At 60.4% G+C, this 22,217-nt stretch carries 14 protein-coding genes and 1 tRNA gene; 1 reads left to right on the top strand and 14 read right to left on the bottom strand.

Annotated features, from left to right (window positions below):
- Positions 1-502: 502 nt before the first annotated feature.
- From BLW08_RS11595 to BLW08_RS11585, 3 genes are all read right to left on the bottom strand, one after another.
- A complete protein-coding gene (locus BLW08_RS11595) occupies positions 503-4,159 on the bottom strand; it encodes a YobI family P-loop NTPase (RefSeq protein ID WP_139244878.1) in 3,657 nt (1,218 codons plus the stop codon).
- 527 nt (positions 4,160-4,686) lie between these two features.
- Positions 4,687-5,817 carry a tyrosine-type recombinase/integrase gene (locus tag BLW08_RS11590; RefSeq protein ID WP_091325153.1) on the bottom strand — a complete coding sequence of 377 codons (1,131 nt, stop codon included), beginning with the start codon at positions 5,815-5,817 and terminating at the stop codon, positions 4,687-4,689.
- Positions 5,818-5,903: 86 nt separating this feature from the next.
- Positions 5,904-5,985, bottom strand: a tRNA-Leu gene (locus BLW08_RS11585).
- Between the two features lie 198 nt (positions 5,986-6,183).
- Here BLW08_RS11585 and BLW08_RS11580 point away from each other — a divergent pair.
- Positions 6,184-6,789, top strand: coding sequence for an ANTAR domain-containing response regulator (locus tag BLW08_RS11580; protein WP_011774540.1), 606 nt, complete (start codon positions 6,184-6,186; stop codon positions 6,787-6,789).
- A gap of 127 nt (positions 6,790-6,916) precedes the next feature.
- Here BLW08_RS11580 and pyk read toward each other — a convergent pair whose 3' ends face one another.
- The 11 genes from pyk to hisI all read right to left on the bottom strand — a co-directional run bounded on the left by pyk (position 6,917) and on the right by hisI (position 22,153).
- Complete coding sequence (gene pyk, locus BLW08_RS11575) at positions 6,917-8,410, bottom strand: pyruvate kinase (RefSeq protein WP_090825322.1); 1,494 nt, start codon at positions 8,408-8,410, stop codon at positions 6,917-6,919.
- A gap of 54 nt (positions 8,411-8,464) precedes the next feature.
- Complete coding sequence (locus tag BLW08_RS11570) at positions 8,465-9,922, bottom strand: glutamate synthase subunit beta (protein ID WP_090825324.1); 1,458 nt, start codon at positions 9,920-9,922, stop codon at positions 8,465-8,467.
- The gene (gene gltB / locus BLW08_RS11565) at positions 9,915-14,528 is read right to left on the bottom strand and encodes a glutamate synthase large subunit (RefSeq protein ID WP_090825326.1); all 4,614 of its coding nucleotides are present in this window, start codon (positions 14,526-14,528) and stop codon (positions 9,915-9,917) included. The genes BLW08_RS11570 and gltB overlap by 8 nt, the downstream gene beginning before the upstream one ends.
- Before the next feature lie 259 nt (positions 14,529-14,787).
- Positions 14,788-15,942, bottom strand: a complete 1,155-nt coding sequence (gene lgt, locus BLW08_RS11560) for a prolipoprotein diacylglyceryl transferase (RefSeq protein ID WP_091325151.1) — start codon at positions 15,940-15,942, stop codon at positions 14,788-14,790.
- A 21-nt stretch (positions 15,943-15,963) separates the two neighbouring features.
- Complete coding sequence (gene trpA / locus BLW08_RS11555) at positions 15,964-16,776, bottom strand: tryptophan synthase subunit alpha (RefSeq protein ID WP_090825330.1); 813 nt, start codon at positions 16,774-16,776, stop codon at positions 15,964-15,966.
- Entirely contained in the window at positions 16,776-18,152 is a 1,377-nt protein-coding gene (gene trpB, locus BLW08_RS11550) for a tryptophan synthase subunit beta (RefSeq protein WP_091325149.1), read from the bottom strand. Before trpB ends, trpA begins: the two co-directional genes overlap by 1 nt.
- Positions 18,153-18,266: 114 nt before the next feature.
- Entirely contained in the window at positions 18,267-19,085 is an 819-nt protein-coding gene (gene trpC, locus BLW08_RS11545; protein WP_175538659.1) for an indole-3-glycerol phosphate synthase TrpC, read from the bottom strand.
- 2 nt (positions 19,086-19,087) lie between these two features.
- Positions 19,088-19,360, bottom strand: coding sequence for an HGxxPAAW family protein (locus tag BLW08_RS11540; protein ID WP_090825336.1), 273 nt, complete (start codon positions 19,358-19,360; stop codon positions 19,088-19,090).
- Between the two features lie 133 nt (positions 19,361-19,493).
- Entirely contained in the window at positions 19,494-20,099 is a 606-nt protein-coding gene (locus tag BLW08_RS11535) for a Trp biosynthesis-associated membrane protein (RefSeq protein ID WP_090825338.1), read from the bottom strand.
- On the bottom strand, positions 20,096-21,679 hold the full coding sequence (locus tag BLW08_RS11530; RefSeq protein ID WP_091325147.1) for an anthranilate synthase component I: 1,584 nt from the start codon (positions 21,677-21,679) through the stop codon (positions 20,096-20,098). Before BLW08_RS11530 ends, BLW08_RS11535 begins: the two co-directional genes overlap by 4 nt.
- Positions 21,680-21,736: 57 nt before the next feature.
- Entirely contained in the window at positions 21,737-22,153 is a 417-nt protein-coding gene (gene hisI / locus BLW08_RS11525; RefSeq protein WP_090825342.1) for a phosphoribosyl-AMP cyclohydrolase, read from the bottom strand.
- Positions 22,154-22,217 lie beyond the last annotated feature (64 nt).

Raw genomic sequence — 22,217 nt, 5'->3', positions numbered from 1 at the left:
TCTTCGAACCGGCAGAAGCTGCAGCGCTGATGCGCTGTACCGAGGGATGGCTTCGCGATGGAGCAGCGTCGGGTAAGTTCCCTCACGCCTGCTGGGGCAAAGGTAAAATTGTCTTCACATCCGAACACATCACGGAGATAGCTAGGCTCAGCGAAATCCGACCAAGTTCCTGTAGCGCGCCCCATGCGGCTACGGTCACCAACCCCAATAATGGTCGACTTATCGGCACTCGAGCCAGAGGTCGCATGGCATCGTGAGTGAAATCCAAACCTGGCCTCCCGAGCTCTCGGTAGACCAAATGGATCCGCAGACTTAGGCAATAAGAAACTCCAACCCCGTACTTCATGCCTGGCCACGCTGGTTTTCGACCTTTGGAGACCATGATGTCTTCTGGAACTAAAGCGATCATTCGCCTCAACCGACGGTAGGCAAGGAATGATGCGAGCATGCTGAGGCGGCTGGGTAGTGCAGATCATCGGTGTTCGCGCGGAACTACGACATGCTATCTCTCCAATCTGAACAAATTTACCTTCAACTGCGTTCCTGTCTTCTTGTAAGTTGAGACTGTTACACCCTCCAGACGTCCAAGAAGTGCATTGTGATCTTCATCGTCTGGTACGTGAACAGGGCGCCTACCCGGGTCAGCTAGTCGCGCATATGGGTCGCCCATCTGCCGGAGCAAATAGCGCAATTTGTCGAGCGACAGGTCTGACTCGCGGACAATCAACTGAAGGACTTGCGATACTGAAACTCCCCGTTTTAGGAGCGCTTCGATCCGAGAAGCACCAATAGTCCAGTGCCCCTCATTGAGTGCGCGGGCGCACTGCTCAGCCTGAAGGGACGTGGCCCCCTCCAGGTAGTCAGCCAGACTGCTGGCCACAACCCTTTTGATGCTCTTCGTTACCCTGTCACTCCGTAGCAGCTGTGGGAATTCCGATACCGGCAGCGTTTCTGGCGACACGAAGGACTCGAAGTTCCCCGAAACTACGATCGCAGATTCGCGTGTCTTCCAGTCGACCATAAGGGCGCTGGCAAACGTTTCAGCATCATCGCTGACGAGGTCCTTCTCAATGAGTCCGCTGGCAAACTCACCCGTCTCAGGGCTGATGCTCTGCACGGTCAGCACGCCTGGATCCAGCTGAGCCGCCAAATCGAGCCTGACTCTCCCGTTGGGAAGGACATCGGATGCGTTGAGAATCGCTATGGATACATTCCGTCTATCCTCTAGCGGAACGCTGTCTTCATCCCATTTCAATTCATGGTGATTCGAAAGGAAATCAGCCAACTCCTCATCAACTCGACCAAACTCGGCGATGTACAAGTGGACGTTTGTAAAGTTCGCATGTGTACGGCCTTCAACAAGAATCGTCGGCCAGACGGAGACCGGAAGATCGGAGAGTACTGCCACCTCACAGGCTTCGTCTGATTGAGAAACCAGTTGTCGTAGAGCTTCGGCGTTGCCGTGTTTGCTTGCACTTGTCAGAATGGCTACGAAGTTTCGAGGGTCATCGATAGTATGGCTGGCCTCAGCCTCGGAATATGCAGCAAGGTAGTCGCCGAGGTGGTGGACAGCGTGCTTGTACACGCGTTCATCAGCTTCGAGAAGGTCGTCCAATGAGAGGGACTGTGCTCCCGTAAGTTCCAACAGATTGTCTTTTGTAACCGGATACAGCCCTTGCGTGATGACCTGCTCGCGAGCGTCGTGGTTCAGCGGGCTGACGTCCCTAACCATCGCTTGGCAGGATGCGAAGGCGCCTACGACAATTGCAGCCTGTTTAGACGACTTTGGTGCAGTAAGTGAGACGAACTCTGCATAGTGCGCCTCGAGTAAGTCACGTACCTTTTCGTCAGTGGCATATTCCTCGGAATTAGGCAGTGCGCCGAGGACACCATCGACAGCTGATACACGCCTTTCCGATGGCAAAGGGGCACTAACGGCAGCATACTGTAAGGCGGCGGGCCACCACGGAGCCATAGCTGCCAGAAGAAGCTCAGGATCTTCGCCACGTGAGCAATAAGTCGCAACAAATTCAGATTCATGCTCTCCCCATTCACTAAGTCCCTTTGCGACTCTGGCCGCAGCCTGTGGTCGGTTTCGCAGCAAATAGTCCATGATCGAGACGTTTCGTATGCTGGCGTCGTCGAAGAGTGCGGCCGCGTCATCTTGATCTGCGCCCTGCTCGATGAGGAGTTGCCTGACCGATTTGGTGTCGAGCTGAAAGAGACTGTCGGGTTCACCAGGTTCGATGCAACGGCGCACGTACTCGAGGGCGTCGGGGCCGAGGTGCGTTCCGTAATAGGTAGACGTGTAGAGGGCGAAATGCGAGGTAATGAAACCTCGCTGTACTAGTTCCTCAATCAAAGGGGATGGAGCGTTTTCTTGCAGGAGCTGCTCAAAAGTCAGAGGGCCTTGCAGGCCCTGCAGAGTAAATTCGGGACGGAGGCGGAGTTCTTCCCAAGTGTGATGACGAAGGAACCGGATACGTTCCTCACAAACCTCGATTTTGTTTAGGATTTCATCTTGTACAGGCTTACCCCATTCAGCTGGGTCAATCGCTATACCCAGCAGATCCGCTAGCTGGTCGGCATCAAAGTCAAATGAAAGTATGTATCCGCGAGGTGTGCGAGCTTGGAGGCGAATGGATAATCCGGTAGCGATAGATCGCCAAGTACTCCGCATGGCCAACATCGACTCATCGATTTCACCCACAAAACTGAGCGACGTTTGACCACCGTTTCCGCCTTGAAGGCTGGACCGGATAACCTCGGTCTGCGCCAGAAAGCGCTCGGCCCAAAGGCGTGCACGCTCATCCGCGCTATCATCGACTTCTGCAGAAGCCCGAAGCTTGTCCAGTCGGCCTGTCTCAATTTTCAAGTTAGTGCGCACAAGGTCGCGCCATTCCCTGTAAAGGTGATCGAGGGAGCTGTCTTTGTGCCGAATCTTCTCAAAGTCGGCCAGGTGGGCATTTTTGAAGACAATCATCGCAAAGACTAGATCATTATTGATGCCGTACATGTGCTCTTTTGGGACGATGAGACGATTTCGATAAACTTCGAACTCATTCCGAATGTTGTGTATAAGGCGCATATCGGCCGTATGACGGGCTACAACCCGTATGAGTGACTGATCAATTGCAAATCTTGCACTTGTCATCGCCCGACTCATCAAATCCCTGGCATTGTCCGCATTAACAAAGGGCACTACGGGAACTATCACATCGAAGAATTTGGCGCGGCTGGCAACTTGAACGGCTTGTCGTGTGAGGTCTTCACCTGACTTGGATACGCTCTCGATCTGTTCAAAAATACTGTCTCGGATTGCGTATACGAAGACAATTCGGCCGAGCACACTGGAACTATTCAGTAGCACGTTCAGGGCACGCAGGGTGTCGAAAACCTTGACGTCTTCAAATCGGTCGATGTCCTCGATAACGACTACCTTGGTCTTGCTCGCCTGGAAAAAGTAGACGATCTCGTCCAAGTACTCATCAAAGTAGGTATTCGCAGCGCTGGACAGGGTCACGCTCGTAAGGCCGGCACCAACAGAAGCACTCATCGTGGGGCCGCCTGCGATCAGCCTCCGGATAAGCCATGCCACGCACGTCGCTGCTCCCGCGATGACAGAGTAGGCAAGCAAGCGCCGCCCCCAAGGTTCAGGCACAACGACATCAACCACAGGTGGGAGCAATCCAAGGACGAAACCGACGGCGACGGTCAGTAAACCGATACCAGCCGAAACGATCCAATCACGCTTGGTTTGTGGCGCACTGGTCCGGCGGAACCGAGATCGAGGCGTTTTATGGGCCGGTAGCCTATAGAGCAGTTGCTTTACGATTTCTTTTTGAATGAGATTTGTTTGGGTCTTTTCGTCGTCGGTCGTGCTAGACGCCTCTGCATCCCTCTGAGGAGGTGCGATAGTGGAGAGGGATATCTCGATGACGTCCCCTTGACTTTGCCTGCGGAGCTCCTCGAGAACGCTGCTTTTACCAGTACCGTAAGCACCAGTTAGTGCGACGTTACGCACTCCCTCAGCATCGATGGCCCTCTTGAGCAAGTCATAGTAGACGCGGTGATTTGCCTCATCGAATCTGGGCGTGAGGCTGGCGAGCATAACGTCTTTGCCAGCGGTTTCATCCTTGGCCGCTGCGATCCAGTTCATGGGAATTTCTGGCTTGACACTTTTGACACTTTGGCCCAAATCGCGCACATCCTTGTTAGTGGGTTCGCTCAACCCGGTCAGACATATTCGATGCTATCGGTCGAAGATGACATTGCTACGTCACGCCGCAGCGTCCGACGGCGCATGACCATCGTAAACAAGTTACCGGTCGGTCGAGATCGCCCTAGGTTCTCACCCAGAAACTGACCGACGAACTGACACGAGCAACCCAACTTCGGATCTGGATTCGCATTCGGGACGGCAGCTCGAAACTCAACATCATGCTCTATGCATAGAAGTCATGATTTCGTTGACCGCATTCCAGCTGTGAACTGCTGGCGAACTGGCAATAACAGCGCTGCCGAAATTGCTGAAGGCAGATGATCGAGCCACCTCGTGCGGAGACCCGAGTTGCGTGAGTCCCCTTGTCGTTGGGCTAGAAACTAGGGAACTATTTACTCACTCACCAACAAGGCATCGTGACGGCACAACGACCGTAACCCGAGCCGCGGCCTACCAGCGCCGACTCACCGCATAAACGCCGAGACCGACCGCTCCGTGGCGTCCGCCCCAGCCTGCAGAGCCTCCGGCATCAGGTGCCCATACACGCCCTCTGTAGTCCTGGTCGATGCATGCCCCAACCGACGCGAGATCGTGAAGATAGGGACGCCGTCCTGAATTAACCACGAAGCGTGCGTGTGCCGTAGATCGTGAATGCGTGGATTCTTCCTCAGGCCGCGATCCTGCGCTGCCTTGACCGCCGGCATCCAATAGTGGTGCCAGTACAGCTTGTGCACAATCCGCTCACCTTTGGGTGTTGTGAAAAGCAGGTCGCCACCAAGGCGCCCGGCCACCAACGGGATCAGCAAATCCACAAGCGCGGGGTTCAATCCAATGGTCCGTTTGCCGGCGCCCGTCTTCGTCGGCCCGATGTAGAACTGGTTCTGCCCGTCCCGCTTCCATGCCTTGTTGATTCGGGCTGTCGCCGGCTTGCCCAGCAAATCGATGTCCGCAACGTTCAACGCCGTGGCTTCCCCAAAGCGCGTACCCGTCATGACCAGGAAGTTGGTGAAGTCCTTGTACCGCTCCCCCATGCCGTCCATGATCAACCCAAACTCAGCATGCGTGAGAAACATCATTTCGTCTTCAGCCTTCTCGACGCTCGGTAGCTGAACGCCGCGGCAGGGATTGCGTGTGATGTACCCCAGCATCTCTGCGGTATTCATCGACGCCGAGATCAGGCCGTGCACGTTCTTGATCGTCTTCGGTGAGCGTCCCTTGGCCATCATTGACTTCACCCAGTAGGCGATCATCCGGTAATCCAGCTTGTCGACGGGGACGTGGCCAATGGCCGTTTTCACATGGAGATCAAGCATCGTCTGATAAGTCTTGACGGTCCCGCTCGAAGGCCGGATCAGGAGGTCGATGTGCTCCTGGATGACTTCGCCAACCGTAGGTATCTTCGCTCTGTTGTCCAGAAGTGCCTGCTGCGCGATTTCGAAGGATTGACCGTTGGCATCGAGCAACCGCTTGAGCGTTTCAGCCTCATGCGCGGAGTCGACAGTGATGCCCTGCTGCTTCCGGATCTTGGGGTCGCGCCAGACCACCATGAAGGACGAAGAGCCGTCCTTTTTGACGCGTTTCCGGATACTAGCCACATAAAAATGCTAGTTCCGTGTCAACAGATTTGGGGGTTTTGTCAACAGTCAGGGGCCATATAGGCCCCTGACCTGCGACATTGCTGTGCCCGAGGTGGGACTCGAACCCACACACCTTTCGATACTGCATTTTGAGTGCAGCGCGTCTGCCAATTCCGCCACTCGGGCGCGGATTACCGGGAGGTTAAATCTCGCTGACTGCTCTCACTTCTGTGAGCAACGCGATCCTTTCCCAGCACGCGAAATTACTATACATGCAGATAGGCTGATTCAAAGAACCGGGCGCGCTGATGCAACAAAAACCAGCCATCAAAGAGTCCACACTAAGATGGACATGAACCCGCCGAACCTTTTCAAGGAGATCCCGTGACCGAACAGACGGAGTCAACGTCCACAGCCCAGCCGGCCCGACGCGTTGTCGTAGCCGAGGATGAGACTCTCATCCGCTTGGACATTATCGAGATCCTGAAGGGCGAAGGGTATGACGTCGTCGGCGAGGCAGACAACGGCGAGAAAGCTGTGCAGCTGGCTGAGGAACTCAAGCCTGACCTCGTCCTCATGGACGTCAAGATGCCTGTCATGGACGGCATCTCGGCTGCTGAGAAGATCGTCAAGGCCCGCATTGCCCCTGTTGTCCTGCTGACCGCTTTCAGCCAGAAGGAACTGGTGGAGCGGGCACGCGACGCCGGTGCCATGGCTTACGTCGTCAAGCCATTCTCCCCTGCGGACCTGATCCCGGCCATTGAGATTGCTCTCTCCCGCCATGAGGAAATCAAGGCGCTTGAGAACGAGGTTTCCGACCTCCAGGAGCAGTTTGCCACGCGCAAGCTTGTGGAGCGCGCCAAGAGCCTCCTGACCACCAAGATGGGCCTGACGGAGCCGGAGGCGTTCCGCTGGATCCAGAAGACCTCCATGGACCGTCGCCTCAGCATGCGTGAGGTTGCCGAAACCATTATCAACCAGGTCAACTAACAAGAATCAACGCACGACGGCGGCCGCGCACCTCACACGAGGTTCGCGGCCGCCGTTGTACCCACCACAAGCAATAGAAAAGCGGACCCCACCACGTCGGTGGGGTCCGCTTCCTGCAAGCTAAGAACTATGCCTTGGCCTTGGACTTCTTTTCGGGCCACGGGCCAACGGGTTCCTTGCGTGAACCTTCGTCGGTCTTGGAAGTGTCGGCAAGGTCGCCTACCTTGTGGACCTTCAGCGAGTTCGTGGAACCGGCCTGTCCTGGAGGGGAACCGGCAGCGATGACAACCAGGTCGCCTTCGTCCACGAGATCCATTTCCAGGAGGCTCTTGTCCACTTGTGCGGTCATCTCATCGGTGTGGCCCACGGAGGGGACCAGTACCGGCTGGATGCCCCAGGTGAGGGCCAACTGGTTCCACACGTGCTCCACCGGGGTGAAAGCGAAGACCGGCTTGACGGGGCGCAGGCGCGAGAGGCGTCGTGCCGAGTCGCCGGACTGGGTGAAAGTACAGATGTACTTTGCGTCCAACTGGTCAGCGATTTCGACGGCGGCACGGGTGATGGCGCCACCGCGGGTCTTGGGCTTGGTACCCAGCGGGGGGACGCGCTCGAGGCCGTGAACTTCGGTGGACTCGATGATCCGGGCCATGACCTTCACGGTCTCGATGGGGTACTGTCCCACGGAGGTTTCGCCGGAAAGCATGACTGCGTCGGCGCCGTCGAGAACTGCGTTGGCGCAGTCGGAAGCTTCGGCGCGCGTCGGACGCGGGTTGTCGATCATGGATTCGAGGACCTGGGTGGCCACGATGACCGGCTTGGCCCAGCGACGCGCCAGTTCGATGGCGCGCTTCTGGACGATCGGGACCTCTTCGAGCGGCAGCTCGACGCCGAGGTCGCCACGGGCAACCATGATGGCATCGAACGCGTCGATGATTTCGTGGAGCTGCTCCACTGCCTGCGGCTTTTCGATCTTGGCGATCACCGGCACGCGGCGGCCTTCTTCATCCATGATCTCGTGGACGCGCTTGATGTCGGAGGCATCACGCACGAACGAGAGGGCGATCAGGTCAGCACCACGCTTGAGGGCCCAGCGGAGGTCGTCCTCGTCCTTTTCGCTCAGTGCAGGAACGTTGACAGCAACACCGGGCAGGTTGATGCCCTTGTTGTTGGAAACCTTGCCGCCGACTGTCACGGTGGCAACAACCTTGACGTCGTCAACCTCGATGGCGCGCAGCGCCACCTTGCCATCGTCGATCAGCAGGGCGTCGCCCACGTTGACGTCTTCGGTGAGGCTCTTCAGCGTCGTGGAGCAGATGTCCTTGGTGCCGGGAACGTCTTCGGTGGTGATGGTGAAGGTGTCCCCGACCGCGAGGTCATGGGGGCCGTCAACAAAGCGACCCAGACGGATCTTGGGTCCCTGGAGGTCGGCCATGATCGCCACAGGCTTGCCAAGCTGGGCGGCAGCCTTGCGGACGTTCTCGTAGGTGTTGTCGTGCACGGAGTAGTCGCCGTGGCTCATGTTCATGCGAGCAACGTCGACGCCGGCCTCCAGCACCGCGAGGGTGTTGTCGAAGCTGGAGATAGCCGGGCCGAAAGTTGCCACAATTTTCGCGCGTCTCATATACCTACCCTAAGTAGTTCATGCTGATTGAGTAAAAGATTGTTCCTGCCGGCGCTATAAGACCGCTATCGCCCGGTCGGTGGGGGCGACCGGTGCCGGGAGAATGGTGCTTCCCATCAGGAACTTGTCCACTGCGGCCGCACATGCACGGCCTTCCGCAATGGCCCACACAATCAGTGACTGGCCACGTCCGGCGTCGCCGGCAACAAACACGCCCTCGGTATTTGTCATGTAGTAGCCGTCGCGGGCAACGTTGCCCCGACCGTCGAACTCTGCACTGACCTGCTCCGTGATCCCCGCCGGCTCAGCGCCGGTGAAGCCAAGGCTCAGGAAGACAAGGTCAGCTGGGATAATGCGCTCTGTGCCGGCCTTGGGCAGGCGTTTGCCGTCCACGAACTCGGTTTCAGCAACTTTGACGCCGGTGAGCTTGCCGTTTTCTCCAACGAACTCAACGGTGGATGCAAGGTAGGTCCGCTCGCCTCCTTCTTCGTGGGCGCTGGCGACCTCGAAGAGAGTGGGGAACGTCGGCCACGGCTGGTGGGTTGCACGTTCGGCCGGCGGCTGCTTGCCGATGGCGAGCGTGGTCACCGAGGCAGCCTGGTGGCGGTGCGCGGTGCCGATGCAGTCAGCACCGGTATCGCCGCCACCGAGGATGACTACGTGCTTGCCACGGGCGTCGATGTGGTTCTCAGGGTTCTCCCCCGCCACTACACGGTTCGAAGGAACCAGGTAGTCCATGGCGAAGTGCACGCCCTCAAGGTCGCGGCCCGGGATAGGCAGGTCGCGCGGGACGGTAGCCCCGGTGGCCACAACTACGGCGTCGTAACGGCGTCGCAGCTGCTCCCAAGTGACGTCGGTACCGACCGCAACGCCGGTGCGGAAGCGGGTTCCTTCGGCCTTCATCTGCTCCAGGCGGCGGTCAACCTGTTCCTTCTCCATTTTGAAGTCGGGGATGCCGTAGCGGAGCAGGCCGCCGATCTTGTCGTCGCGCTCGTACACGGCAACGGTGTGGCCCACACGGGTCAGTTGCTGTGCCACGGCCAGACCGGCAGGGCCGGAACCGACGACGGCCACGGTCTTGCCGGTGAGGCGGGTCGGAGGAAGCGGCTGGACCCAGTCGTTGTCGAAGGCCTGGTCGATGATGGAGACCTCAACCTGCTTGATGGTCACTGCAGGCTGGTTGATACCCAGCACGCAGGAAGCCTCACAGGGTGCAGGACACAGGCGGCCCGTGAACTCAGGGAAGTTGTTCGTGGCGTGAAGGCGTTCAATCGCTTCTTCACCCTTGTCACGCCACACCAGGTCATTCCATTCCGGAATGAGGTTACCCAACGGGCAGCCCTGGTGGCAGAACGGAACGCCACAGTCCATGCAGCGGCCGGCCTGGCTCTTCAGAACACCCTTTTCCTGGGCTTCGTACACTTCTTTCCAGTCCATGATCCGGACCGGAACGGGACGGCGTGGCTGCGTCTCGCGCTGCCGGACTTTCAAAAATCCGCGTGGATCAGCCACCGGTTACCTCCAGGATTCGAGACCATACTTCTTCGCCATCGGGGTCAAGGCCCTCTTCGATGGCGTCGAGACGGGTTTGCAGGACTGCGGCGTAGTCGCGCGGCAGTACTTTGGTGATACGGGCGGCGGTGTCGTCGAAGTTCTCGAGCAGACGGCCGGCCAGGACGGATTCGGTTTCCTCAACATGCTTGGTGAGCAGTCCGTGGACAATGTCGCGGTCCTCGGCGTCGAGCTCCAGGAGCTGGAGTTCACCGGTATCGAGGGCCATCTTGTTGACGCGCTCGGCCTGAAGGTCCAGCACATAGGCCGTACCGCCGGACATGCCGGCACCAAAGTTACGGCCGGTGCGGCCAATGATCAGCGTCTGGCCGCCGGTCATGTACTCGCACCCGTGATCGCCAATACCTTCGACGACGGCGGTGGCACCGGAGTTACGCACCAGGAAGCGTTCGCCCACCTGTCCACGCAGGAACATCTCGCCGCTGGTGGCCCCATAGCCGATCACATTGCCGGCGATAACGTTGCGTTCTGCCTGGAACACGTTGGTGCGGTCCGGGCGGACGATAATGCGCCCACCGGACAAGCCCTTGCCGACGTAGTCGTTGGAGTCACCGAACATGCGCAGCGTGATTCCGGCAGGCAGGAACGCGCCGAGGGACTGGCCCGCGGTGCCGTTGAGCGTGACGTCGATCGTGTCGGTCGCCAGGACATCGATGCCGAAGGTCTTGGTCACCACGTGGCCCAGCATTGTGCCCACGGAACGGTCCGTGTTGATGACGTCCAGGGTGATCTTGACGGGCATCCGATCGCTGAGCGCTTCCTGCGCCATGGTGATCAGGCGCTGGTCGAAGTGCTTGTCCAGCTCATGGTTCTGGCCGGTCATGTTGCGCAGCGGCACGTCGTCGTCGAACTCCAGCCCGTGGAGGATGGGGTCCAAGTCCAGGCCTTCGGCCTTCCAGTGATCGATTGCCTCACGGGTATCCAGGACCTCGGCGTGGCCGATTGCCTCTTCCAGGCTACGGAAGCCGAGCTCGGCGAGGATTTCACGGACTTCCTCGGCGAGGAACTCAAAGAAGTTGACCACGAACTCGGGCTTGCCATTGAACCGCGAGCGGAGCTCGGGATTCTGGGTGGCAACGCCCACCGGGCAGGTATCCAGGTGGCAAACGCGCATCATGATGCAGCCGGAAACCACCAGCGGAGCGGTTGCGAATCCGTATTCTTCGCCACCCAGCAGGGCAGCAATCACAACGTCGCGGCCGGTCTTGAGCTGGCCATCAACCTGAACCACCACGCGGTCACGGAGACCGTTGAGCATCAGGGTCTGCTGGGTTTCGGCCAGGCCGAGTTCCCAGGGCACACCAGCGTGCTTAAGCGAGTTCAGCGGCGAGGCGCCGGTTCCGCCGTCGTGACCTGATACAAGTACGACGTCGGCCTTCGCCTTGGTGACGCCGGACGCCACCGTGCCGATCCCGACTTCCGAAACCAACTTCACATGGACCCGGGCCGAAGGGTTGGCGCGCTTGGCATCGTAAATGAGCTGCGCGAGGTCTTCGATCGAGTAGATGTCGTGGTGCGGGGGCGGGGAAATAAGTCCGACACCGGGGGTTGAGTGCCGCGTCCGGGCCACCCACGGGTAGACCTTCTGGGCCATCAGCTGGCCACCCTCGCCGGGCTTGGCGCCTTGGGCCATCTTGATCTGGATATCGTCAGCGTTGGTCAAGTAGAGGCTGGTCACGCCAAAACGACCGGACGCGATCTGCTTGATGGCCGAGCGGCGCTCCGGATCCAGCAGACGGTCAACGTCCTCCCCGCCCTCACCGGTGTTGGACTTTGCGCCCAACCGGTTCATGGCGATCGCGAGTGTCTCGTGTGCTTCCTTGGAAATAGAGCCATAGCTCATGGCACCGGTGGAGAAGCGCTTGACAATGCTGGAGACCGGTTCCACTTCCTCCAGCGGAACGGCCGGACGCACGCCGTCCTTGAACTTAAGGAGGCCACGCAGCGTCATCAGGTTCTCGGACTGATCGTCAATGCCCTTGGTGTAGGACTTGAAGATGTCGTACCGGCGTTCGCGGGTAGCGTGCTGCAGGCGGAACACAGTCTCCGGGTTGAAGAGGTGCGGTTCGCCGTCGCGGCGCCACTGGTACTCGCCGCCGCCCAGCAACGGCTGGTGCGGGTGCTCGATGCCGCCTTCCGGGTACGCCATCTGGTGGCGGGCCGAAACTTCGGCTGCAATGACGTCCAGGCCGACGCCGCCCAGCTGGGAGTGCGTGCCGGAGAAGAATTCGTCAACGAGTTCCTGGGACAGGCCCAGTGCTTCGAAGGTCTGGGCGCCCGTGTAGGAAGCCACGGTGGAGATGCCCATCTTGGACATGATCTTCAAGACGCCCTTGCCCAGGCCCTTGATGAGGTTGTAGACGCCGTCTTCGGCAGTCACACCAACAACATCGCCGTTGGAAATCAGCTGTTCCACCGATTCCATGGCCAAGTACGGGTTGACTGCGGAAGCGCCGTAGCCGATCAAAACCGCGACGTGGTGCGTCTCGCGGACGTCGCCGGCCTCAACCACCAGAGCGGTCTTGGTGCGGTTGGCACTGCGGAGCAGGTGGTGGTGAACGGCGCTGACCAGCAGGAGCGAAGGAATTGGAGCCCACTGCGCGTTGGAGTCGCGGTCGGACAGCACAACGTACTGCACACCGCGGTTGATCGCACCGGAGACCTGCTCGCAGATCTCGGTCAGCCGAGCACGAAGTGCAGCTTCCCCACCCTCGGGGCGGTAGAGGCCACGGACCTTCATGGCGATGCGATCGCCGTCGGGCGTTTCGATGTTGGCGATCTTGGCGAGCTGATCGTTGTTGATCACCGGGAACGGCAGGGAGATCTGCGGCTGGCGGACCTGCTTGCCATCAAGGAGGTTGCCGTTCGGGCCAATGGCGCACTTCAGTGAGGTCACCAGCTCTTCGCGGATGGCATCCAACGGTGGGTTGGTGACCTGGGCGAAGGATTGAACGAAGTAGTCGAACAGCAGGCGGGGACGCTTGGAGAGAACGGCTACTGGAGTGTCCGAACCCATGGCACCCAGAGGTTCGGCACCCGTGCGGGACATCGGTCCAAGCAGGATCTTCAGTTCTTCTGTGGTGTAACCGAAGGTGCGCTGACGGATGTTGACCGACGCGGCGGTGTGCACGACGTGCTCGCGCTCGGGGAGCTCGTTGATGTCGATCAGGTTGTCCTTGAGCCATTCCGCCCAAGGGTTGGCAGCGGCGACTTCGGCCTTGACCTCGGCGTCGTCGATGATACGGCCGGCCTCGGTGTCCACCAGGAACATCTTGCCGGGGGCAACACGGCCCTTCTTGACCACGTTGGAGGGTTCAACCTCGATCACGCCAACTTCAGAGGCGAAGATGATCAGTCCGTCTTCGGTGATCCAGTAACGTCCCGGGCGCAGGCCATTGCGGTCCAATGTCGCACCAACCAAATTGCCGTCAGTGAAGGAAACGGCAGCAGGACCGTCCCACGGCTCCATGAGCAGGGAGTGGTACTCGTAGAAGGCACGGCGCGCTGGATCCATGGTGGCATGGTTTTCCCACGCCTCCGGGATCATCATCATGATCGAGTGCGTGATGGGGCGGCCGGACAGCCAGAGGAGTTCGGCTACTTCATCGAAGGAAGCAGAATCCGAGGCACCGGGGGTGCAGATCGGGTACAGCTCTTCCGGGACCGAGCCAAGAAGCGGGCTGGCCAACTGTGACTGCCGTGCACGCATCCAGTTGCGGTTGCCCTTGACCGTGTTGATTTCGCCATTGTGGGCGATGGTGCGGAAGGGCTGCGCCAGGGGCCACGACGGGAACGTGTTGGTGGAGAAGCGCGAGTGCACAATTGCAAGCTTCGTCTTGAAGCGCTGGTCCGAGAGGTCGGGGTAGAACGGCTCCAGCTGCGCGGTGGTCAGCATGCCCTTGTAGACGATGGTGCGCGAGGACAGCGACGGGAAGTACACGCCGAACTTGTTCTGGGCACGCTTGCGGATACGCCAGGCGCGGGAGTCCAGCTCATTGTGCTCAAGCTGCTCACCGGTAGCCGAAGCAAGGAATGGCTGCGAGAAGTACGGCATACACGCACGCGCCATGGCACCTACGAGGTCTGCGACCACCGGAACCTCGCGCCAGCCGAGGACAGTAAGGCCCTCGTCTGCTGCCAGTGCCTCAATGCCGGCCTTCGCCGTCTCTGCCTCGCGGGACTCAGCTGGAAGGAAGGCGGTGCCCACCACGTACTGGCCCGGGGCGGGCAGCTCGAATTCGGTGACGGCCCGGAAGAACTCGTCCGGAACCTGCATGAGCAGTCCCGCACCGTCGCCGGTACCTTCGTCGGCGCCCACGGCGCCGCGGTGTTCGAGATTGCGGAGGGCGGTCAGTGCCGCTTCCACGATGTCGTATCCCGGTTCCCCGCGGAGCGTGGCAATAATCGCCAGTCCGCAGGCGTCCTTCTCCTTATCAGGGTTGTAAAGACCCTGAGCCTCCGGGAGCGCAGCAAAGCGCTTGAACGGAGACATGGCACCCTGAGGTTCGATTTTTTCGGACCAACCGGGGTTATGAAGATGGGTCATGGGAGACGTCCTTCCTCGAGATCGTGCGTATGGAAGGGACAACGTTGGCCCCACCTTGCCTGCCCTGTGACGGGCACAACAAAGCGCTAGTTATTGGAATTGTAGGCCAGCCGATCCAGCGCAACGAACAGTTACGCAGACCTCTGGCCCCGGCTTGACCAGCGAACATCGGTATGCTGCGATCCGGTTTCCGGGGTGCCACGACGCTGTGGACTGGGCCCTACGAGCGGTGACTCTGTTGCCCCTTTACCGAACGCGACTACTTGGTGTCGTCTGCCTTCGGTGTGGATTCGGGGGCCTTCCTCGCGGCAGGTTCAGCTGATGCGGAATCCGTAGAGGACACGCTGTCCTTTTCCGGTTTCCCTGCTTTTTCCCGCGGCTCGTCAACGTGGCCCGAATCGCTTTGGTTATCAGGGAGATTACCACGCGAACCAGTATCTGAGACAGATGCGTCCACATCATGACTGGTGACGCTGGTCACCGAAGCAGGCACCTTTTCTTTGGTTTCTTCCGGCTCGCGCCCCGCCAAATAAGGGGTATCAGGGACCGGGCGGCCCTTCATACCAAGGAGGAAGAAGATGGCCAGGGCTGCGATAAAGACGAAGATGCTGGTCCACACATTGAGTCTTGTGGTGATCCCAAACAGATTGATCTGTTCGGCATCATCGATGCGCAATGCTTCAATCCAGACGCGGCCAAGGGTGTAGTACACGGCGTAGAGCCAGAAGAGCCGGCCCCAGCGGAAGGTGAACTTTTTGTCCAGCAGCAAGAGGATGGCTACGCCTGCGAGGTTCCACAGCATTTCGTAGAGGAATGTCGGGTGGAACAGAGTGCCAGCAGCCATGTCAGGCGGGAAGTTGGCATTGGCTGGATCGATCTCCAGGCCCCAGGGAAGTGTGGTCGGCGCACCGAAGAGTTCCTGGTTGAACCAGTTACCCAAGCGGCCAATTGCCTGTGCCAGCAGGAGCCCGGGAGCAGCTGCATCCAGGAAGGCCGTCAGTTTGACGCCGGCACGGCGGCAACCGATCCACGCGCCGACGGCGCCGAGGATCACCGCACCCCAGATGCCCAGCCCACCGCGCTGGATCTGCGGAATCAGCGAGAGGTCCCCGGTCCCGTCAAAGCCAGGACCGAAGTACGCATCCGGAGAGGAGAACACGTGGTAGAGACGGCCACCGATGATGCCGAAGGGAATCGCCCAAATGGCAATGTCCCAGAGGCTGCCTTCAGGCGCTCCACGTCGCTTCCAACGTGCAGAGGTCAGCCACAGGCCAACAATGATGCCCGCCAGGATGCAGAGGGCGTAAGCGTGAATGCGTAACGTCCCCCACGGCAGCGGAATGTCGAAACCGGACCACGAGGGGCTCGGGATACTCAAGGGGACCATTGCCGCAGCGTGGAGGACGGTCTGCATTCGCTTCGCTGTTTCCTTTTCCTAGGCTTCTGCAGCTGCGCGGCCCAGGCCGGCGCTGAGGTTCTTGGTGAGTTGTCCGACGGCGTCCACGCCGCCATCGCGGAGGGCAGCAACCAGGGCAGTACCGACGATCACGCCGTCCGCGTAGGCAGCGATTTCACGGACGTGGTCCGGATTGGAAACGCCCAAACCTACGCACACACGCTCGGCACCGGCAGCGTGCGCGCGTGCCACCACGGACTCCGCACTGCTGCTGACCGAGGTACGTGTTCCGGTGACACCCATGATGGAGACAGCGTAGACGAATCCACGGCTTGCCTTGACCGTCATGTCCAGCCGTTCGGGCGTGGAAGACGGCGCCACCAGGAACACCCGGTCCAAGCCGTACTTGTTGGAGGCTTCGATCCACTCACGAGCCTCGTCAGGAACCAAGTCAGGGGTAATGAGCCCGGCGCCTCCGGCCTCGGCCAGGCGGCGGGAGAACTCATCCACACCCATGCGCATGACCGGGTTCCAGTAAGTCATGACCAGCACTGCCGCATCCGTGACGGCGGTGATGCCGGCTACCACGTCAAAGACGTTGGCAACGCGGAAGCCGTTGGAAATTGCTTCGGTGGTGGCGGCCTGAATGACGGGGCCGTCCATCACGGGATCGGAGTACGGGATGCCGATTTCGATCAGGTCAGCACCGTTGCGGGCCAGGGCTATACCGGCCTCAATGCTCTCCTGGACCGTGGGGTAGCCCGCGGGAAGGTAGCCCACCAGTGCGGCGCGACCTTCTGCTTTGGCGCGGTCAATGGCGGCAGCGGATTTGCTGGCGAATTCTTCAGTCATCAGTTGTGGTCCTCGTTGACATCCATGGCGGCTTCGGACGTGCGCTCCGCGGGCCCCTTGGGCTTCCGGGTGGAGAGCGTAGTGCCCTTGACATGCCCTTCCTCGTCCAACATGTTGAACCAGGCAGCAGCGGTTTCCACGTCCTTGTCTCCGCGTCCGGACAGGTTGACGATCACAGTAACGTCGGAGGGGTTCTCCTTGCCATCAGTGAGTCGCTTGCCGATCTTGATGGCACCGGCAAGCGCATGCGAGGACTCGATCGCGGGGATGATTCCTTCCGTGCGGCACAAGAGGCTGAAAGCGTCCATTGCCTCGGTATCGGTGACCGCCTCATACGTAACGCGGCCGATGTCGGCCAAGTACGAGTGCTCCGGACCGACGCTGGGGTAGTCCAGTCCTGCAGAGATGGAGTGCGACTCGATGGTCTGTCCGTCTTCGTCCTGCATCAGGTAGGAGCGGGCACCGTGCAGCACGCCCGGACGTCCCAGCGTGATTGCTGCGGCGTGGCGGCCGGTATCCACACCTTCACCGCCGGCCTCAAAGCCGTAGATCTTGACCGAGGCGTCATCCAGGAAGGCGTGGAACAGCCCAATGGCGTTCGAGCCACCACCGATACAAGCCGCAATGGCGTCGGGAAGCTTACCGGTTTGCTCAAGGATCTGGCTGCGGGCTTCCTCGCCGATCACTTCGTGGAAGTAGCGCACCATCGCAGGGAACGGATGGGCACCGGCTGCGGTCCCCAGCAGGTAGTGAGTGTTCTCCACATTGGAGACCCAATCGCGGAGGGCGTCGTTGATAGCGTCCTTAAGCGTCTGGCTGCCGTTGGTCACGGGAACCACAGTGGCACCCAGGAGTTGCATCCGGGCCACGTTCAACGCCTGCCGGCGGCAGTCCTCTGCACCCATGTAGACCACGCATTCGAGGCCCAGGAGGGCTGCGGCCGTGGCACTTGCAACGCCGTGTTGTCCGGCGCCGGTCTCGGCGATAACACGGGTCTTGCCCATGCGCTTGGCGAGTAGTGCCTGGCCCAGGACGTTGTTGATCTTGTGGGACCCGGTGTGGTTGAGGTCCTCGCGCTTGAGGAAGATGCGCGCTCCGCCTGCGTGCTCGGAGAAGCGTTTGGCTTCGGTCAGCAGGGAGGGCCTGCCGGAGTAATTCTTGTTGAGGTCTTTCAGCTGCGCGATGAAGTCGGGATCAGCTTTGGCCTTCTCAAAGGTGTCCTGGACTTCATCCAGGGCGGCGATAAGAGACTCCGGCATCCAGCGTCCGCCATAGTTGCCGAAGTAGGGCCCGGAGGCGTTGCGCAGCGAAGGGCCACCTTGCAGGAATGCGTCGGCCGCATTCTCTTCTGAGCCGGCTGTTGGCGCGTCGACCATCAGTCTCACCGTCCTGTTCCAGTTAGTTCTTTGGGTAGTTCCACCTGCCACAAGGCAGCCGCAGGCTCATGCCCGGGCTGCCTTATGACTGTTCACCGTGATTCAGGGACTGCCTCAGTTCCTCACGGCGATGGCTGCAGCTCCAGCTGCTTTGAATTCGGTAATGCGTTCGCGCGGGGTAGAGTCGCTGACCAGCGCCTCCCCCACCAGGATGGCGTTGGCGCCACCTGCTGCGTAATGCGAAACGTCGTCGGCGCCCCTGACACCTGACTCGGCCACGATGACGGACTCAGCCGGAATTAATCCCGCCAGTGACCCGAAAACCGAGCGGTCGACGTCGAGCGTCTTGAGGTTCCGTACGTTGATGCCAATGATCCTGGCTTCCGCTGCAACGGCACGCTCGATCTCTTCCTCGGTGTGCGTCTCCACCAGCACGTTCATGCCGAGCTGGTGGCTCAACGCGCTGAACTCAGCAAGCTCGGCATCGGACAAAGCCGCAACGATGAGCAGGATGAGGTCCGCACCGTGGGCACGCGCTTCCCAGATCTGGTACTCGTCAACAGTGAAGTCCTTGCGCAGCAAGGGGATGTCGACGGCGGCACGCACGGCGTCGAGGTCCGCGAGGGAACCGCCGAAGCGGCGTTGTTCGGTGAGGACACTGATGACGGAAGCTCCGCCGTCGGCGTACTGCACCGCGAGGGATGCGGGATCGGCGATGGGCGCGAGGTCACCCTTGGAGGGGCTGCGGCGCTTGATTTCCGCGATGACCTTGAGATCGTCACGAACGGTCGACGAGCCACCCAAGGCTGCCCATGCGTCGCGGGCGGGAGCGGCACTTGCAGCCCGATCCTTCAGCTCCGCGAGAGACACGAGCCGACGCCGAGCCTCCATCTCCTCCTTGACGCCAACAATGATGTCATCAAGAACGGTCACGATTAGTGGCCGTTGTTCTGCAGCTTGCTGCCACCAACTCCGTAGCCGGCCTTGCGCATTACCAAGCCCACGATGAGGCCGATGACCATGACAACCAGGCCGCCGACAAAGATCGGGGTGCTGGCAATGACGAAGGCGATCGAGGAAATCAGGGCGCCAACCAGCATCACAATCACGCAGGTCCAGGCAGCCGGGCTATTACCGTGACCGATGGCGTCAGCGTGGCTGGCCATGGTCGATTCAGCTTGGTTTGCGGACACTGTGGTTTTGCTCATGTGAAATCTCCTCAGGATGAATACTGCTTACATTCTGCCATTTATTGACGGCGTCCGGGACATCGCCCGACGTCAGGACAGGCGTGGGCCCCTTTATTGCGCCGAGCCTGTCCAAAAGCCCAAATCCGGCCGCCTACGTGGGGTCTTCGCCCCGGGACAAACGGTCCCAACTGTCGATCTCGTCCACTGGTTCGCCAGCATTCTTCCCAGCACGGGACCCGGCGTCGTATTTGGTCCGTGACGTCCAGTAGCGGCCAGCCACGGGCAGGACGATGGCGCACACGGCCAGCAGGGAACCGGCGACGACGGCCAGAACGGGGAACACAGTGGCTGTCGCATCCGCCTGCCCACCGGAAATACCGGTAGCGGCTGCGATGGCCCCTTGCGCAGCACCCAGCGGATCGAGCAGTACGGTCACCGCTGCCAGGATGATCCCGGCGGCTGACAAAGCAACAAGGACCGCAATGATCCAGCGTGCGATCTTGCCAGCAATGGAAGCAGCGAGGCCTCCGGCCAATGCGACAACTGCCAATGCAGTGACGGCAGTGGCGGCCTTGCTTCCCTGGACGTGGAGGTCGCTGTTGGATGCTCCGGTGGGATCCAGGCGAACCTCGATCCACGTCTGCGTCGTGGCCCCGAAAACCGCCAACGCTATGACCACGGTGGCCAGCACCAGAGTGGACTTACGGGCCCATCGCGGGGCTTTGACTGTTCCGGGAACTGACGATGCTGTTGTCATGAGGCCGGCGTCCCGTCGTCGACGATGTGTGCGTTCCGTACCGTCTCCGCGGAGATGTTGCGCAGGGAACCTGCAGTATGCACGGCCCGCAGGGGCGCCGCCGCCTTGTTCACCGTCTCCAGCGCTTCGGACGGCTTGTGCGAATCTGCCACGATTCCACCGCCTGCCTGCACGTAAGCCCGGCCCTCACGGAGCAACGCGGACCGGATGGCAATGGCCATGTCCATATCACCGGCAAAGTCCAGGTACCCCACGACTCCGCCATAAATGCCGCGCCGGTGTGGTTCGAGTTCGTCGAGCAGGCGCAGCGCGCGCGGCTTCGGCGCGCCGGAGAGGGTACCCGCCGGGAACGTGGCCTTGAGGACGTCGTATGCCTTGGCATGGGGTGCCAACTCCCCCACAACGGTGGAGACGAGGTGCATGATGTGGCTGAACCGCTCCACTTCCATGAACTGGGTGACGTCTACAGTGCCGGCTACGCACACCTTGGAGAGGTCGTTCCGTGAAAGATCCACCAGCATCAGGTGCTCGGCGCGCTCTTTCTGGTCAGCCAACAGTTCGGTCGCCAAGGCCTTGTCCGCCTCCACGGTTTTGCCCCGGGGGCGCGAACCTGCGATGGGGTGCGTAATGACTTCCTCGCCGGTGACCGTGACCAAGGCCTCGGGCGACGAACCAACAATCGAGTACTCCCGGCCCTCTGCATCCTCCAGGCTGAAGAGGTACATATAGGGGCTGGGGTTCGTGTTGCGGAGGACCCGGTAAACGTCGAGGGGGTCAGCCCCGCATTCCATCTCGAAGCGCCGCGAGATCACCACCTGGAAGACCTCGCCGTCCACGATCGCTTCCTTGCCGCGGTCGATTGCGTCCAGGTACTTGGCCTCGTCCCATCGCTCCTGAACGCTGGAAGCGAAGTCCAAGGCGGCCGTTTCCAGAACAGATACCGGCTGGGCAACAGGGGTGCTGATGTGGTCCAGCAAATCTTTCACACGGGCCACTGCATCGTGCCAGGCGTCGTCCACGCGTTCGGAACTGTCATCAAAGTTGATGGCATTGGCGATCAGGAGGACTGTTCCATCCATGTTGTCGTGCACGGCCATGTCCGTCACCAGGTTCAGTGCCATTTCGGGCAGCTGCAGATCATCCTCGGGCGGAGCGGTCAGCCGCTCCCAGTGGCGCACGGCCTCCCAACCGAGGAAGCCGACCAGTCCTGACGTGAACGGAGGGAGGTCGTCAAAGCGGTCCGTCTGGAGTGCCGCAATGGTGTCGCGAACGGCTTCGACCGGATTACCGGAAACCGGCACGCCAACCGGCGGTTCACCGATCCAGTGCGCCTGGCCGTCTTTGGTGGTCAGGGTGGCCCGCGACTTGGAGCCGATGAAAGAGTAACGGGACCATGCCCCGCCTACGGCTGCCGACTCCAGGAGGAATGTTCCGGGCTGACCCTTGGCCAGCTTCCGGTAGAGGCCAATGGGGGTCTCGGCGTCCGCCAAGACCTTGAGTCGGACAGGGATGACACGGCTGTGGACGGCGAGTTCGCGGAACTCTTCCAGGCCCGGGCTGATGATTCCAAGGTCCTGCATGGCTATTTTCTCCGCCTTTTGGTCTGAGGTGGTGCGTCAGTGGAAGTGGTGGGTGCCTTAGTCGCGGTGGCCCGTAACGACAGTGAAGTCGCGACCATCAAAGCAGGTCCGGGTTCCGGTGTGGCAGGCTGCGCCGATCTGGTCCACGCGGATCAGGAGGGCATCGCCGTCGCAGTCCAGGGCGACAGACTTCACGAACTGTACGTGTCCGGAAGTGTCGCCCTTACGCCAGTACTCTTGGCGGGAGCGGGAAAAGAACGTTACCCGGCCGCTCGTCATAGTGCGGTGGAGTGCCTCGTCATCCATCCAGCCGAGCATGAGAACCTCGTTGGTGTCGTGCTGCTGAATGATGGCGGCTACCAAACCGGACGCGTCGCGTTTGAGCGCGCTGGCGATCTCCTGCGGCAAGGGGCCGGCGGGGTCGCTGGAAAGCTCCACGGCAGGAGTTGGGCTGGGGGCATACTGCTCTGACATCAGATCAAGTCTAGTGCCTTCGGCGGCAGGCGGGTTCTGCGGCGGTTCCACTGCGCAAGAGCGC

The sequence above is a fragment of the Arthrobacter sp. cf158 genome, assembly GCF_900106835.1.
GTDB lineage: Bacteria > Actinomycetota > Actinomycetes > Actinomycetales > Micrococcaceae > Arthrobacter.
The sequence above is the reverse complement of the archived record's forward strand: the minus strand, read 5'-3'. Positions and strand labels throughout refer to the sequence as shown.